We start from the raw sequence: 13,719 nt of genomic DNA on the forward strand, positions 1-13,719 counted from the left end.
AAAGGCGGCCGAGCAAGGGCTCGGCTCCACCGTTCACGGCACCGCGAATCCAGCCCTGCGCAGCAGGCCGCACACCGCGATCAGTGGCAGGCCGACCAGCGCGGTCGGGTCGCGGTTGTCGATTGCCTCGAACAGGCTGATGCCCAGGCCCTCGCACTTGAAGCTGCCGGCGCAGTCCAGCGGCTGCTCGGCGGCGACGTAGCGGACGATTTCCTGCGGGTCCAGCACGCGGAAGCGTACTTCGGTCAGATCCAGGGTGGCGAGGGATTCTCCATCCCGCCTGAGACTGATTGCCGTGTGAAAGCGCACCGTCTGTCCGGACATTGCCGCCAGCTGCGCACAGGCCGCCTCGACCGTGCCCGGCTTGCCCAGCGGCTGGCCGTTCAGGTCGGCCACCTGGTCCGAGCCGATCACCCAGGCGCCCGGATGGCGGGCGGCCACGTCGGCGGCCTTGGCGGCGGCCAGGCGCGTGGCCAGGGCCAGCGGGGTCTCGGCGCCCAGAGGGGTTTCATCCACGTCCGGGCGTGCGCAGTCGAAGGGCAGGCCCAGCCGTTCCAGCAGTTCGCGACGGTAGCGGGAGGTGGAGGCCAGGACCAGTGACATGTGACAATACCGGGGCAGGGCGCGGCAGTCTGGCCCCTCCACGGCGCCAGCGGCAAGTGCTGCAGGGCGGGCATTTGACAGCGGGCGGTGCGATCCTTAGTATTCAGCGGCTTATGTCCGCGAACGTGCCCGAAACGCTGGATGCCTGGCGGATGGTTGTAGCGCGAAGGCGCTTCGACGGTCAGGTCTCCCTGGCTGAATTGACCCGCCTGCAGGGGTTGGTCGCAGATACCGACGGCGAGTGTGTCTACTCGCTTGAATTCGGTCGCGACGACGTCTTGCGGGTATCCTATGTGGAACTGACCATCGACACCGCGCTGCCGCTGACCTGTCAGCGCAGCATGCAGCGATTCCTGTTGCCGGTGAAGGTGACCCAGAGGCTTGGCCTGATCCGCGACGAGGACGAGGAATCGTCCCTGCCGGAGGAGTACGAGGCGTTGCTGGTGCCGGAAGACGGCCAGCTGCGTCCGCTGGATCTGGTCGAGGACGAATTGGTGCTGGCGGTGCCCGTGGTGCCGCTGTCGCCCGACGGTGAAGCAGTCGACAAGGACTGGGCACCGAGCGAAGAAGAAACGAAGAAGGCCAACCCGTTCGCGGCGTTGGCGGCACTGAAGAAACAATAGCAGCCGGATTGTCGTCGGCGGCTGCGGCGAAAGCGAAAGTGTGCTGGGCGCTGGCGTCCTGCGCGACGATACGACGAAGCAAAACGAACCGAGTTTGGAGCAATCCCATGGCTGTGCAGAAATCCCGTGTTACCCCGTCCCGCCGCGGCCAGCGCCGTTCGCATGACGCCCTGAGCGCCAAGCAGCTGTCGACCGACCCGACCACCGGCGAAGTGCATCTGCGTCACCACATCACTGCCGATGGTTTCTACCGCGGCAAGAAGGTCATCCAGACCAAGACCTCGGCCGTCGAAGAAGATTGATGTGCCGAAAAGGCCGCTGCCTCCGGGCAGCGGCCTTTGCCTTCTTTCCCGGGCGTGCCGGTGATCGGCGGCCCGCGCAACAGGAAACATGATGAGCAAGCGGATCTATTCGAGGATCGCGGGCACCGGTAGCTATTTGCCGGAAAAAGTCCTGACCAACGCCGACCTGGAAAAAATGGTCGAAACCTCGGATGAGTGGATCCAGTCGCGCACCGGTATTCGTGAACGGCACATCGCGGCCGAAGGCGAAACCACCAGCGACCTTGGCTACAACGCCGCCCTGCGCGCGCTTGAAGCCGCAGGCATCGATGCCTCGCAGCTCGACATGATCGTGGTCGGCACGACCACCCCTGATCTCATTTTCCCGTCCACCGCGTGCCTGATCCAGGCCAAGCTCGGTGTGGCCGGGTGCCCCGCCTTCGACGTCAACGCAGCCTGTTCCGGCTTCGTGTTCGCGCTGGGCGTGGCCGACAAGTTCATCCGCTCCGGCGACTGCAAGCACGTGCTGGTGATCGGCACCGAAACGTTGACCCGCATGGTCGACTGGAACGATCGCACCACCTGCGTGCTGTTCGGCGATGGCGCCGGCGCTGTCGTGCTCAAGGCCGACGAAGACACCGGCATCCTCAGCACCCACCTGCATGCCGATGGCAGCAAGAAGGAACTGCTGTGGAACCCGGTCGGCGTTTCGACCGGCTTCAAGGACGGCGCCAATGGTGGTGGCACCATCAACATGAAGGGCAACGACGTGTTCAAGTACGCCGTCAAGGCGCTGGACTCGGTCGTGGACGAGACCCTGGCCGCCAACGGCCTGGACAAGTCCGACCTGGACTGGCTGATCCCGCACCAGGCCAACCTGCGCATCATCGAAGCCACCGCCAAGCGGCTGGAGATGTCGATGGACCAGGTCGTGGTGACCGTCGACAAGCACGGCAACACCTCCTCCGGCTCGGTGCCGCTGGCGCTGGATGCCGCGGTGCGTTCGGGCAAGGTCGAGCGTGGCCAGTTGCTGCTGCTGGAGGCCTTCGGCGGCGGCTTCACCTGGGGTTCGGCCCTGCTGCGCTATTGATAGTGCAAGTTACGACAATGTGAAGTCTTGTCGTTACGGCCCCTCCGGGGCCGTAACGCGTTTAAGGAGGACCTGTCATGGTTGAGCCCATCGTCATCGAAGGGCAACGTGCCTGGCTGAAGCAGTACGGCAAGGGAAGCCGGGCAATGGCCCTGGGCCTGCTCAATTTTGTTGCGCGCCGTTTCCATCTGGATGCGCTGCGCCCGCCGCCGCACCGCGGTGGCGACGCCGCACGCGAAACCGAGGCCCGCCGCCTCGCGGAACTGCAGGCGCAGGGTGTGAACGTGCCGGACGTACTGGGCACCGGTCATGCCGCGCTGGTGATCGGCGACAACGGCAGCTCGTTCAATACCTGCCTGCGCGAAGCCGACGAAGCCGGTCGCGATCGGCTGGTGATGGCGGCGATGCTGGCCATCGCTGAAGCTCATGCCCGCGGCGCCTATTTCGGCCAGCCGTTGCCGCGCAACCTCACATGGGATGGCGAGAAGGTCGGTTTCATCGATTTCGAGGAAGATCCGCTGGAAGTGATGGATCTGTCCGAAGCGCAGGCCCGCGACTGGCTGATGTTCGGCTACGGCGTGGCCAAGTACTACGCCGACCGCCCCGGGCACCTGCAGGCGATGATGGCCGAGGCGATGGGTGACGTTCAGGCACCGGTGCGCGAGCACGTGCATGCGGTCAGCGGCCGCCTGCGCAGCCTGGCCCGGGTCTGCATGAAGCTGGGCCGTTCGGCGCGCGCGCTGGCCCATTCCATCTTCATCGCCCACGGCGCCAGCACCGCCGGCGTGTTGATGCTGGTGGGCCTGTGCGTGGATTTCCTCGCCGACGGCGACCTGGACGTCCTGCAGCTGTTCTGCTGAGGCTGATAGGGGTCAGATCCCTTTTCCGCAGGAAAAGGGATCTGACCCCGTTGCGCTTGCCCGGCCATTCACCATACGCGTGCATACGCGCACGTACAGACGACACGGCATGTTCCCCCTTATCATGGCCCGCTTCGATTGCAACAAGCGGATGACCGCGTGACCGTATCCACCCTCGCTTTTGTCTTCCCCGGCCAGGGCTCGCAGTCTGTGGGCATGGTGGCCGAGCTGGCCGAACTGCACCCACAGGTGCGTGAAGCCTTCACCGAGGCATCCGATGGTGCCGGCGTCGATCTGTGGGCGCTGTCCCAGGGCGGCCCGGAGGAAATGCTCAACCGTACCGAATACACCCAGCCGGCCCTGCTGGCCGCGAGCATCGGCGTGTGGCGCGCCTGGAACGCCGTGGGCGGTCCGCGCCCGTCGGTATTGGCCGGCCACAGCCTGGGCGAGTACACCGCCCTGGTTGCCGCAGGCGCACTGAGCCTGCATGACGGTGCGCACCTGGTGCGCCTGCGCGGCCAGCTGATGCAGGAAGCCGCACCGGCCGGTGTCGGCGCCATGGCCGCCGTGCTCGGCGCTGAAGACCAGCTGGTGCTGGACGTCTGCGCCGAAGCGGCAGGCAGCCAGGTGGTGGTGCCGGCCAACTTCAATTCGCCGGGCCAGATCGTGATCGGTGGCGACGCCGACGCGGTCGACCGTGCGCTGGCGCTGCTGGCCGAGAAGGGCGTGCGCAAGGCGGTCAAGCTGGCCGTCAGCGTGCCCTCGCACACCCCGCTCATGCGCGAAGCCGCCAACCGCCTGGCCGAAGTGATGGCCGGCCTGTCCTGGCACGCGCCGCAGCTGCCGGTGGTGCAGAACGTCGACGCCCAGGTGCACAGCGGCATCGACGCGATCCGCACCGCGCTGGTCCAGCAGCTGTACCAGCCGGTACAGTGGACCGGGTGCGTGCAGGCGCTGGCTGCCCGTGGCGTCACCCGGATCGCCGAGTGCGGCCCGGGCAAGGTGCTGACCGGCCTGGTCAAGCGCATCGACAAGGCCATCGACGGCCGTTCGCTGGCCACGCCGGGCGACTTCGAAGCCGCCCGCGAGGCATGGTCGGCCTGATCCCCCCTGTTCCTGCCGACCGTACCGGTGGCCGCGGCAAGCGGCACGGGTGCGGCGGTCGCCCCAGCCTGAGGAAAACATCATGAGCAAGCCCCTGCAGGGTGAAATCGCACTGGTCACCGGCGCCAGCCGTGGCATCGGTGCCGCCATCGCCGATCTGCTGGCCGCCCAGGGCGCCACCGTCATCGGTACCGCCACCACTGAATCCGGCGCTGCCGCGATCGGCGAACGCCTGGCCGCCCACGGTGGTCACGGCCGCGCGCTGAACGTCACCGATGCCGCCGCGCTGGACAGCGTGCTCGATGGCATCGCCAAGGAATTCGGCCCGATCTCGATCCTGGTCAACAATGCCGGCATCACCCGCGACAACCTGCTCATGCGCATGAAGGACGAGGACTGGGCGTCGATCATCGACACCAACCTGACCAGCGTGTTCCGCACCAGCAAGGCGGTGATGCGCGGCATGATGAAGGCGCGCAAGGGCCGCATCATCAACATCGCATCGGTGGTGGGCGTGACCGGCAATGCCGGCCAGTCCAACTACGCCGCGGCCAAGGCGGGCATCATCGGCTTCAGCAAGTCGCTGGCCAAGGAAATCGGTTCGCGCGGCGTCACCGTCAATGTTGTCGCACCTGGCTTCATCGACACCGACATGACCAAGGCGTTGCCGGAAGAAGCGCGCACCGCGCTGATCAACGACATCGCCCTCGAACGCCTGGGGTCGCCGGAAGACATCGCCCATGCGGTGGCCTTCCTGGCCAGCCCGGCTGCCGGTTACATCACCGGCGAAACCCTCCATGTGAACGGCGGCATGTACATGCCGTAAGCAAGGGGCGCAGGGATTGCGCCGCAAGTGGTTGATCTGCGGAGGTTTTTGCTGCAATGCAAGGCCGCGCCGGTTTCCACTACACTATCCCACGGCCATCGCCTTTGATGGCGACCACTTTTGAACCACAACTCCATCTGGAGCGAGATCCCATGAGCACCATCGAAGAACGCGTCAAGAAAATCGTCGTCGAACAGCTTGGCGTCAAGGAAGAAGAAGTCACCAACAGCGCATCGTTCGTCGATGACCTGGGCGCTGACTCGCTGGACACCGTCGAGCTGGTGATGGCCCTGGAAGAAGAATTCGAGTGCGAGATCCCGGACGAAGAAGCCGAGAAGATCAGCACCGTGCAGGCCGCCATCGACTACATCAAGGCCCACGTCAAGGCCTGATGTCAGACGGCAGTGCGCGCGCGGGCCCACGCTCGCCGCGCACCGCACCCCATGGGGCCGCAGTTGCGGCCCCGTGTGTTTGAGCATCACACCGAAGCAAACCGAGTTGCCCGTTGAAATCAGCCGGGTCAGGAGAATCAGCAATGAAGCGTCGCGTCGTCGTAACCGGCCTGGGTATCGTCTCGCCGTTGGGCAATGATCTGGCCAGCAGCTGGGAAGGCATCACCCACGGTCGTTCGGGCATCGGTCCGCTGACCAACGTTGCGGATGCCTATCTGGATCGGTTCACCACCAAGATTGCCGGTGAGGTCAAGGGATTCGACATCACCGCCGACAATGAACTGTTCGGCAAGTTCCGGGTCAGCGGCAAGGATGCCAAGAAGATGGACCCGTTCATCCATTACGGCCTCGGTGCCTCGTTCATGGCCCTGCACGACTCGGGCCTGGAGATCACCGACGCCAATGCCGATCGCATCGGCGCCATCGTCGGCGCCGGCATCGGCGGCCTGCTCGGTATCGAAGAGCAGACCATCGAGTTCCACGAGGGCAAGAAGATCTCGCCCTTCTACGTGCCCAAGACCATCATCAACATGCTGCCGGGCCAGCTGAGCATCATCACCGGCCTGAAGGGCCCGTCGTTCTCGGCGGTGTCGGCCTGCGCGACCTCGAACCATTCGATCGGTACCGCGATGCGCATGATCCAGTACGGCGACGCCGACGTGATGGTGGTTGGCGGTGCCGAGCGTGGCTCGTCGCCGACCGCACTGGGCGGCTTCTGCGCGATGAAGGCCATGAGCACCCGCAACGATGCCCCGGAACAGGCCTCGCGCCCGTGGGACAAGGACCGTGACGGCTTCGTGCTGGGCGACGGCGCCGGCATCCTGATCCTGGAAGAGTACGAGCACGCCAAGGCACGTGGCGCGAAGATCTACTGCGAACTGGCCGGCTTCGGCGCCAGCTCCGACGCGTACCACATGACCGCACCGAGCGAGAACGGCGAAGGCGCCGCGCGCTGCATGGCCATGGCCATGAAGGACGCGGGCGTGAGCCCGGAACAGGTGGGCTACCTCAACGCGCACGGTACCTCCACGCCGCTGGGCGACCTGGGCGAGACCATGGCGATGAAGACCGCCTTCGGCGACCACGCCTACAAGATGATGGTCAGCTCCACCAAGTCGATGACCGGCCACCTGCTGGGTGCTGCCGGCGGCGTGGAAGCGATCTTCTCGGTGATGGCACTGCAGGACAACGTCATCCCGCCGACCATCAACCTGCAGCAGCCGGGCGAAGGCTGCGACCTGGACTACGTGCCCAACGAAGCACGCCAGGCCAAGGTCGACGTGGTGATGTCCAATGGCTTCGGCTTCGGCGGCACCAACGGCACGCTGGTCTTCAAGCGCGTCTGACCGAGTTGTAGCGTCGGGCCATGCTCGACGCCGCGTTCTACGGAGCCGCCGCAAGGCGGCTTCCGTGCATCTGAACCCCCGAACTGGCCGCCATGACCCACGCACCGCTGATCCACCCGCTGCCGCACCCGATCGATCTGCTGGCCCTGCAGCAGCATGACCCGGCGCGCTTTCCGCTGCTGATGGAATCCACTGCCTCGGGCACCGCGCAGGGCCGCTGGAGCCTGCTGCTGGCCGCGCAGGGCGATCGCCTGCGACTGGATGCGGATGGCCAGGTGCGCGACCAGCACGACGCGGTGCACGCCGGCAGCTTCCTGCAGGTGCTGGACCGTGCCTGGCAGCGCGAACGCCTGCCGCATGACGGCAGCCACAGCCTGCCGTTCCGCGGCGGCTGGGCGTTGATGCTCGATTACGAAGTGGCCAGCCAGATCGAACCGGTGCTGCCGGCGCGTGCGCGCGAGGACGGCCGCCCGACCGCGCTGGCGCTGCGCTGCCCGGCCGCGGTGCTGCACGACCACCACAACGATGCCAGCTTCGTCATCGCCGAGGCCGGCGAGCAGGCGTTGCTGGATGCGCTGGTGGCACTGGCCTCGGCCGCGCTGCCCGAAGCCGGGCAGGGCTGGCAGCCGCCGCAGGCGGTGGGCGAGGATGCGCCGCAGCGCTTCACCGACGGTGTGCGCCGGGTAATCGAGTACCTGCGTGCCGGCGATGTGTTCCAGGTGAACCTGTCGCGGCGCTGGAGCGCGCAGTTTGCCGCGCCGGTCAGCCCGCAGGCGCTGTACGCGCAGCTGCGCCGCGCCAACCCGGCACCGTTCGCCGGCCTGTTCAGCGCGCACGGCCGCCATGTGGTCAGTTCCTCGCCGGAGCGGCTGGTGTCGGTGCATGCCGGCCAAGCGCAGACCCGTCCGATTGCCGGCACGCGTCCGCGCTTCGAGGGGGACGATGATGCCGCGCGCATCCAGGAGCTGGTCGGCCACCCCAAGGAGCGCGCCGAGCACGTGATGCTGATCGACCTGGAGCGCAACGACCTGGGCCGCATCTGCATGCCCGGTACCGTGGTGGTCGACGAGCTGATGACCGTGGAGAGCTACGCGCACGTGCACCACATCGTCAGCAACGTCAGCGGCCACCTGCGCCCGGAGGTCACCCCCGGCGAGGTGATCGCCGCGACCTTCCCGGGCGGCACCATCACCGGCTGCCCCAAGGTGCGCTGCATGCAGATCATCAGCGAGCTGGAGCAGGTGCCGCGCGGCGCCTACACCGGCGCGTTCGGCTGGCTGAACCGCGATGGCGACCTGGACCTGAACATCCTGATCCGCACCGCCGAAGTGGATGGCCACCAGGTCAGCTTCCGCACCGGCGCCGGCATCGTGGTCGATTCGGACCCGGACAAGGAACTGGACGAGACCCGCGCCAAGGCCCGCGGCCTGCTGCGCGCGCTCGGCCAGCAGGGCTGATCCGGTCGGGGTCGGATCCCTTGCGCACCGCGCGAGGGCTCTGACCCCCGCAGTCATGCCGCCGGGCGTTCATCCACGCATGGCGTGGATCTACTGATCGACCGTTGGTCGGCACGCAGGCGCCACCCCGGTCATGACCCCAATCCATCGGCACGGTATCCTGCACGACGGAATCGAGTTCAGAGGTAGTCCATGGCGCGAGCCAAGCGCGGGTGTCTGTTCGTGGTAACGCTGGTGGTGGTGCTGGCCGCCGTCGTGGCCGGCGCGGGCGCGTGGTTCTTCTACCAGCAGACCCGCTTCGCCGACGCCCCGATCACCCCGACCGCCGAGAGCGTGGTCATCGCCAGCGGCGATGGCATGAACAGCGTGCTGCGCAAGCTGCGCGATGCCGGCGTGGACGAGGGCCAGGACACCCAGTGGCAGCTGTTGGCGCGCCAGCTCGATGCGGCCGGCAAGCTGAAGGTGGGCGAGTACGCGCTCGGTGGCGAGCTGACCCCGCGCGAGCTGTTGCTGCGCATGCGCGCCGGCAAGGTGCTGCAGCACCGCGTCACCATTGTCGAGGGCTGGAACATCCGCCAGCTGCGTGCCGCACTCAAGCGCGCCGAGCCGCTGCTGCACACCACCGACAACCTGGATGACGCCGCGTTGATGCAGCGCCTTGGCTTCGGTGGCCAGCACCCGGAAGGCCGCTTCCTGCCGGAGACCTACGTTTACCAGCGCGGCGACAGTGATCTGGACGTGCTCAAGCGCGCCCACGCCGCAATGGAAAAGGCGCTGGACGAAGCCTGGGAAAGCCGCGCGCCGGACCTGCCGATCAACACGCCCTACGAACTGCTGACGCTGGCGTCGATCATCGAGAAGGAAACCGCGCTGGCCAGCGAGCGCCCGCAGATCGCCGGCGTGTTCATGCGCCGCCTGAAGATCGGCATGCGCCTGCAGACCGACCCGACCGTGATCTACGGCATCGGTGCCGCATATGACGGCAACATCCGCCGCCGCGACCTGACCACCGATACGCCATACAACACCTATACCCGTGCGGGCCTGACCCCGACCCCGATCGCCATGCCCAGTCGCGACGCGCTGATGGCCGCGGCGCAGCCGGCCGCCGGTGATGCGCTGTACTTCGTCGCCGTGGGCGACGGCAGCGGCGCGCACGTGTTCTCGCCCAGCCTGGACCAGCACAACGCCGCCGTAGCCCGCTACCTGCAGCAGCTGCGCCAGCAACGTACCCAGGAGACCCCGGCGCAATGAGTCCCGCGCTGCTTCGCCACCCGCGTTTCGTCAGCCTGGAAGGCGGCGAGGGCGCAGGCAAGACCACCGCCATCAATGCCATCCGTGACTGCCTGCGCCGCCACGGCCACGAGGTGGTGCTGACCCGCGAGCCGGGCGGTACGCCACTGGCCGAGCGCATCCGCGGCCTGCTGCTGAAGCCCGATGCCGAGATCGCTGCCGAACCGCTCAGCGCCGAAGCCGAGCTGCTGCTGGTGTTCGCCGCACGCGCCCAGCATGTGCGCCAGGTGATCCGGCCGGCGCTGCAGCGCGGTGCCTACGTGCTGAGCGACCGCTTCACCGATTCCAGCTACGCCTACCAGGGCGGTGGCCGTGGCTTGGACCCGCAGTGGATTGCCGACCTGGAGCGCCGCGCGGTCGGCCTGCTGCCGGGCCTGACCCTGCTGCTGGACGTGGACGTGGCCGTGGGCCGCGCCCGTGCCAACGGCCGCGACCTGTGGCCGGACCGCATCGAGAGCGAGCAGGACGATTTCTTCCAGCGCGTGCGCGCCGTGTTCCGCAGCCGCGCACAGCAGGACCCGCAGCGCTTCGCGCTGATCGACGCCGGCCAGGTGCAGGAACGCGTGGCCGCCAATGTGGTCGCACGTGTCGAGCGTTGGCTGCAGGACGGGGAGGGCGCATGAGCACGTTTTCGCCGTGGCAGCAGCGCGCGTTCGACCAGACCGTGGCCGCGCTCGACGCCGGTCGCCTCGGTCATGGCCTGCTGATCTGCGGCCCGGCCGGGCTGGGCAAGCGCGAGGTGGCGCTGGCGCTGGCCGACCACGTGCTGGCGCAGGGTGATGCAACGCACGCCACGCGCACGCGCCAGCTGATCGCCGCCGGCACCCATCCGGACCTGCAGCTGGTCAGCTTCATTCCGAACAAGAGCGGCGACAAGCTGCGTACCGAGATCGTCATCGAGCAGGTGCGCGAGATCACCGACAAGCTGGCGCTGACCCCGCAGTACGGCGTGGCGCAGGTGGTGATCGTCGATCCGGCCGATGCGATCAACCGCTCGGCGGCCAATGCGCTGCTGAAGACCCTGGAAGAGCCGCAGCCCGGCCGCTACCTGTGGCTGATCAGCAGCGACCCGGCACGCCTGCCGCAGACCATCCGCAGCCGTTGCCAGCGACTGGAATTCAAGCTGCCGCCGCAGCACGAAGCACTGGCCTGGCTGCAGCAGCTGGGCCACAGTGAAGCATCGGCGCGCGAAGCGCTGGAGGCCGCCCGCGGCCATCCCGGCCAGGCCGACAACTGGCTGCGCGAAGACGGCCTGAGCCTGCGCCGCGAAGTCGGTCGAGATCTGGAACAGCTGGCCGCCGGCAAGACCGGCGCGGTGGAGCTGGCGCAGAAGTGGTGTGGTGATGACAACGCGGCGCTGCGCCTGCGCTTCGCTGCCGACCTGGCGCTGGCCCAGGCCAGCACCGATGCCTTGACCACGCCGGAGCGATTGCACAAGCTTGCAGCCTGGTTCGATGCGGCCAACCGCACCCGCGACCTGCTGCGCACCACGGTGCGTGCAGACCTTGCGGTGGTCGAGTTGCTGCTGGCCTGGAACAAGGTGAACGAGCGGCCTGCCGCAAGGGGAAATCGATGAGTGCCAGCAACGCCCGCCAGGGCATCCTGTCCCTGGCTGTGAAGGACAAAGCCGCGCTGTACAGCGCGTACATGCCGTTCGTGAAGAATGGCGGCATCTTCGTGCCCACGCCCAAGCGCTACTTCCTGGGCGACGAGGTGTTCCTGCTGCTGACGCTGCCCGATTCCAGCGAGCGCCTGCCGGTGGCCGGCAAGGTGATCTGGGTGACCCCGGCCGGCGCGCAGGGCAACCGCACCGCCGGCATCGGCGTGCAGCTGGCCGACGGTGCCGAAGGCGAGGGCGTGCGCCACAAGATCGAGACCCTGCTGGCCGGGCTGACCGGTTCGGACAAACCGACCCATACGATGTGATTCCGGTAGCGTCGGGTCATGCCCGGCTGCGTGCCCCGAAATGCCCGTGAACACGACTGTGAAAAACTGTTGACGGCCTCTGAAAAGCCCCTATAATGAGCGGCTCAGCAACACACCGGGCGGTTAGCTCAGCGGTAGAGCATTGCCTTCACACGGCAAGGGTCACAGGTTCGATCCCTGTACCGCCCACCAAATAGTAGACCTGACTTTTCAGGTGTTATGAAGAAGCCGGCTTTCAGCCGGCTTTTTCGTATGCGCAGAGTAAGTGCATGGAGGTCGTGTCGGCTCCAAGTAACCGGTGACTCGCCGTCAGATGGATATGGGACTCTACTAGCTTACCCTGGCCCGCTTTGACTTTTTCCCTAGCGAAAAGGCTTGTGCGTACATAGTCAAGCAGGTCTCTGCGTTCGATTACCCGCTCCACTATCACCTGTACGCTTTCGTACTCGAAACCCTTCGTGAACTCCACTATCCGTATCCTTGCAAGTCGATGGTCGAAGTTCGAGGACGTCTGGATGACCGATTTTAGGTTCAGCGCTTTTCGATTCTCATTCGATTGTTGAGCGCAGCCCGACTTCAGAGGCCGATCATCGCCGATTGCGATACCGTCGTCGCTTTACTAGCTCAAATGCAGATATGGCAGCAAAGAAAACTGCATACGCCGCCCACAATCTGAATGATGCGCGAAAGGGATGTGGATTTCCTGATTGAATCGCAATGAAGTAGAGGGCGCCAAGAACGAGAATGCCCCCGGCTTGGTATGCGAGAAAGCCACGTAGTACTGGATTCACTTCTTCTTCTCCATCGTCTTTTGTGCCGCATCTACGGCGGCTCCGGCGGTGCTCTGCCCTAGCTGTGATGCTCCCGCTTGTGTGATCGACTGACGAGGAATTGCGACTCCTGTTGATGCGGTGGTGGAGGCGATGTTCGGGGCGCCGGGAGATGCGGAGCTGCTCAGCCTATTCAGAGCGCCTTTGGCGGCTGGTCCCGCGAAGTCGCCTGCTGCAGCTGCAACACCGGAACCTGCCAGACCACCAACAGCGCCTCCGGTCGCTGCCGTGAGCACTCCACCAGCGGAAATCGGCTCTCCCTTGAGGGCGCTCTCTGCGGCGGCACCGGCGCCGCCAGTGACGAAATTCGCCGCTGCTTGAATGGCAACGGCTCGGCCGACAGAAATCACTCCAGACTCCACGGCTGCGACAGCGATACCGCCCACGCCGCCTGAGACCGAACCCACCCCTGCTGCTATCAATGCCTGCGTCTGATCGATTGGTTTATCCGGATTCATCAGCTTCTGGATGGCAATATTGGACAGGCCCCCCGCTATCGCGCCATAGATGAATGGCAGGGCTGGATTTCGCCCATCTGGATCAGTGAATTTGTACGGATTCCCGTTGGCATACCGATAGCGATTGAACTGGCCTACAGGCTGGTCATACGCTGAGACCGGGTCCACTGAGAGGAAGACTCCCAGCTCCGGATCCATGTATCGCTGTTGCATGTAGCTCAAGCCCGTAGTCGAGTCGCTCACATGCCCTGTGTATCCGGGTCCGTCGGTGACCTGTCCTCCTACCAGGGTCCCATAGGGCTCGTAGTCATAACGCTTTATCACGTTGCCGTTGGCGTCGCTCTCAGCAACAAGGGAGCCAAGGGCGTCGGTATGAATGTAGGTAACCGTCTCCGGACCTGCAGCGTTCGCGGATGGAGGCAGGCCAAGCCCAATTGGCAGCGCAATGTGTAGCCAAGTACTTGCTGCAACCAGTGTTCGGAGACGAACTCCAACCCTTGATGCGCAGGCGGATTCATCGCCCGCGTTCCTTTTGAATGTATGCATCCTTTCTTTCCCCGAAAGCGCTGT

General features: G+C 65.9%; 15 protein-coding genes and 1 tRNA gene. 14 read left to right on the forward strand and 2 right to left on the reverse strand.

The genetic code is table 11. The features are described 5' to 3' along the window. Positions 1-33: 33 nt before the first annotated feature. Positions 34-603: a Maf family protein gene (locus VG566_RS03530; RefSeq protein WP_049404888.1), complete on the reverse strand. Its 570-nt coding sequence runs from the start codon at positions 601-603 to the stop codon at positions 34-36. Positions 604-716: 113 nt separating this feature from the next. Between VG566_RS03530 and VG566_RS03535 the strand changes: the two genes are divergently transcribed. From VG566_RS03535 to VG566_RS03600, 14 genes are all read left to right on the forward strand, one after another. Next, positions 717-1,226, forward strand: coding sequence for a YceD family protein (locus VG566_RS03535; protein ID WP_049404889.1), 510 nt, complete (start codon positions 717-719; stop codon positions 1,224-1,226). Positions 1,227-1,333: 107 nt separating this feature from the next. Then, positions 1,334-1,528 (forward strand): 50S ribosomal protein L32, encoded by a 195-nt coding sequence (rpmF, locus tag VG566_RS03540; protein ID WP_005408308.1) that lies wholly within the window; start codon positions 1,334-1,336, stop codon positions 1,526-1,528. A 91-nt stretch (positions 1,529-1,619) separates the two neighbouring features. Then, the gene (locus VG566_RS03545) at positions 1,620-2,597 is read left to right on the forward strand and encodes a beta-ketoacyl-ACP synthase III (protein ID WP_014646186.1); all 978 of its coding nucleotides are present in this window, start codon (positions 1,620-1,622) and stop codon (positions 2,595-2,597) included. 77 nt (positions 2,598-2,674) lie between these two features. Next, positions 2,675-3,457, forward strand: a complete 783-nt coding sequence (locus VG566_RS03550) for a serine/threonine protein kinase (protein ID WP_014646187.1) — start codon at positions 2,675-2,677, stop codon at positions 3,455-3,457. Positions 3,458-3,616: 159 nt separating this feature from the next. Beyond that, positions 3,617-4,561, forward strand: a complete 945-nt coding sequence (gene fabD / locus VG566_RS03555; RefSeq protein ID WP_032958546.1) for an ACP S-malonyltransferase — start codon at positions 3,617-3,619, stop codon at positions 4,559-4,561. An 82-nt stretch (positions 4,562-4,643) separates the two neighbouring features. Beyond that, a complete protein-coding gene (gene fabG / locus VG566_RS03560; RefSeq protein ID WP_164166525.1) occupies positions 4,644-5,387 on the forward strand; it encodes a 3-oxoacyl-ACP reductase FabG in 744 nt (247 codons plus the stop codon). Positions 5,388-5,539: 152 nt separating this feature from the next. After that, positions 5,540-5,779 carry an acyl carrier protein gene (acpP, locus tag VG566_RS03565; RefSeq protein ID WP_005415509.1) on the forward strand — a complete coding sequence of 80 codons (240 nt, stop codon included), beginning with the start codon at positions 5,540-5,542 and terminating at the stop codon, positions 5,777-5,779. A gap of 143 nt (positions 5,780-5,922) precedes the next feature. Beyond that, on the forward strand, positions 5,923-7,185 hold the full coding sequence (gene fabF, locus VG566_RS03570; protein WP_241884066.1) for a beta-ketoacyl-ACP synthase II: 1,263 nt from the start codon (positions 5,923-5,925) through the stop codon (positions 7,183-7,185). Between the two features lie 92 nt (positions 7,186-7,277). Next, the gene (locus VG566_RS03575) at positions 7,278-8,642 is read left to right on the forward strand and encodes an aminodeoxychorismate synthase component I (RefSeq protein ID WP_241884067.1); all 1,365 of its coding nucleotides are present in this window, start codon (positions 7,278-7,280) and stop codon (positions 8,640-8,642) included. Between the two features lie 192 nt (positions 8,643-8,834). After that, entirely contained in the window at positions 8,835-9,896 is a 1,062-nt protein-coding gene (gene mltG / locus VG566_RS03580) for an endolytic transglycosylase MltG (RefSeq protein ID WP_049404894.1), read from the forward strand. Further along, positions 9,893-10,558, forward strand: coding sequence for a dTMP kinase (gene tmk / locus VG566_RS03585; protein ID WP_049404895.1), 666 nt, complete (start codon positions 9,893-9,895; stop codon positions 10,556-10,558). The genes mltG and tmk overlap by 4 nt, the downstream gene beginning before the upstream one ends. Beyond that, entirely contained in the window at positions 10,555-11,511 is a 957-nt protein-coding gene (locus VG566_RS03590; RefSeq protein ID WP_046429215.1) for a DNA polymerase III subunit delta', read from the forward strand. Before tmk ends, VG566_RS03590 begins: the two co-directional genes overlap by 4 nt. Continuing rightward, positions 11,508-11,861: a PilZ domain-containing protein gene (locus VG566_RS03595; RefSeq protein WP_005412452.1), complete on the forward strand. Its 354-nt coding sequence runs from the start codon at positions 11,508-11,510 to the stop codon at positions 11,859-11,861. The genes VG566_RS03590 and VG566_RS03595 overlap by 4 nt, the downstream gene beginning before the upstream one ends. A 117-nt stretch (positions 11,862-11,978) precedes the next feature. Next, a tRNA-Val gene (locus tag VG566_RS03600) sits at positions 11,979-12,053 on the forward strand. A gap of 595 nt (positions 12,054-12,648) precedes the next feature. On the opposite strand, the gene VG566_RS03605 is transcribed toward VG566_RS03600, so the two are convergent. Beyond that, on the reverse strand, positions 12,649-13,695 hold the full coding sequence (locus VG566_RS03605; protein WP_080281850.1) for an RHS repeat-associated core domain-containing protein: 1,047 nt from the start codon (positions 13,693-13,695) through the stop codon (positions 12,649-12,651). Between the last annotated feature and the right edge of the window lie 24 nt (positions 13,696-13,719).

It is taken from the genome of Stenotrophomonas sp. CASM114 (genome assembly GCF_049384325.1).
In the GTDB taxonomy this organism is placed as follows: domain Bacteria; phylum Pseudomonadota; class Gammaproteobacteria; order Xanthomonadales; family Xanthomonadaceae; genus Stenotrophomonas; species Stenotrophomonas muris.

Excerpts from the sequence above, each read along its gene's own strand:
- fabF (WP_241884066.1), top strand. The coding sequence starts at position 5,923 with ATGAAGCGTCGCGTCGTCGTAACCGGCCTGGGTATCGTCTCGCCGTTG.
- tmk (WP_049404895.1), top strand. The coding sequence starts at position 9,893 with ATGAGTCCCGCGCTGCTTCGCCACCCGCGTTTCGTCAGCCTGGAAGGC.
- mltG (WP_049404894.1), top strand. The coding sequence starts at position 8,835 with ATGGCGCGAGCCAAGCGCGGGTGTCTGTTCGTGGTAACGCTGGTGGTG.
- VG566_RS03530 (WP_049404888.1), bottom strand. The coding sequence starts at position 603 with ATGTCACTGGTCCTGGCCTCCACCTCCCGCTACCGTCGCGAACTGCTG.
- VG566_RS03550 (WP_014646187.1), top strand. The coding sequence starts at position 2,675 with ATGGTTGAGCCCATCGTCATCGAAGGGCAACGTGCCTGGCTGAAGCAG.
- VG566_RS03590 (WP_046429215.1), top strand. The coding sequence starts at position 10,555 with ATGAGCACGTTTTCGCCGTGGCAGCAGCGCGCGTTCGACCAGACCGTG.
- VG566_RS03605 (WP_080281850.1), bottom strand. The coding sequence starts at position 13,695 with ATGCATACATTCAAAAGGAACGCGGGCGATGAATCCGCCTGCGCATCA.
- acpP (WP_005415509.1), top strand. The coding sequence starts at position 5,540 with ATGAGCACCATCGAAGAACGCGTCAAGAAAATCGTCGTCGAACAGCTT.
- VG566_RS03535 (WP_049404889.1), top strand. The coding sequence starts at position 717 with ATGTCCGCGAACGTGCCCGAAACGCTGGATGCCTGGCGGATGGTTGTA.
- fabG (WP_164166525.1), top strand. The coding sequence starts at position 4,644 with ATGAGCAAGCCCCTGCAGGGTGAAATCGCACTGGTCACCGGCGCCAGC.
- VG566_RS03595 (WP_005412452.1), top strand. The coding sequence starts at position 11,508 with ATGAGTGCCAGCAACGCCCGCCAGGGCATCCTGTCCCTGGCTGTGAAG.
- rpmF (WP_005408308.1), top strand. The coding sequence starts at position 1,334 with ATGGCTGTGCAGAAATCCCGTGTTACCCCGTCCCGCCGCGGCCAGCGC.
- VG566_RS03545 (WP_014646186.1), top strand. The coding sequence starts at position 1,620 with ATGAGCAAGCGGATCTATTCGAGGATCGCGGGCACCGGTAGCTATTTG.
- VG566_RS03575 (WP_241884067.1), top strand. The coding sequence starts at position 7,278 with ATGACCCACGCACCGCTGATCCACCCGCTGCCGCACCCGATCGATCTG.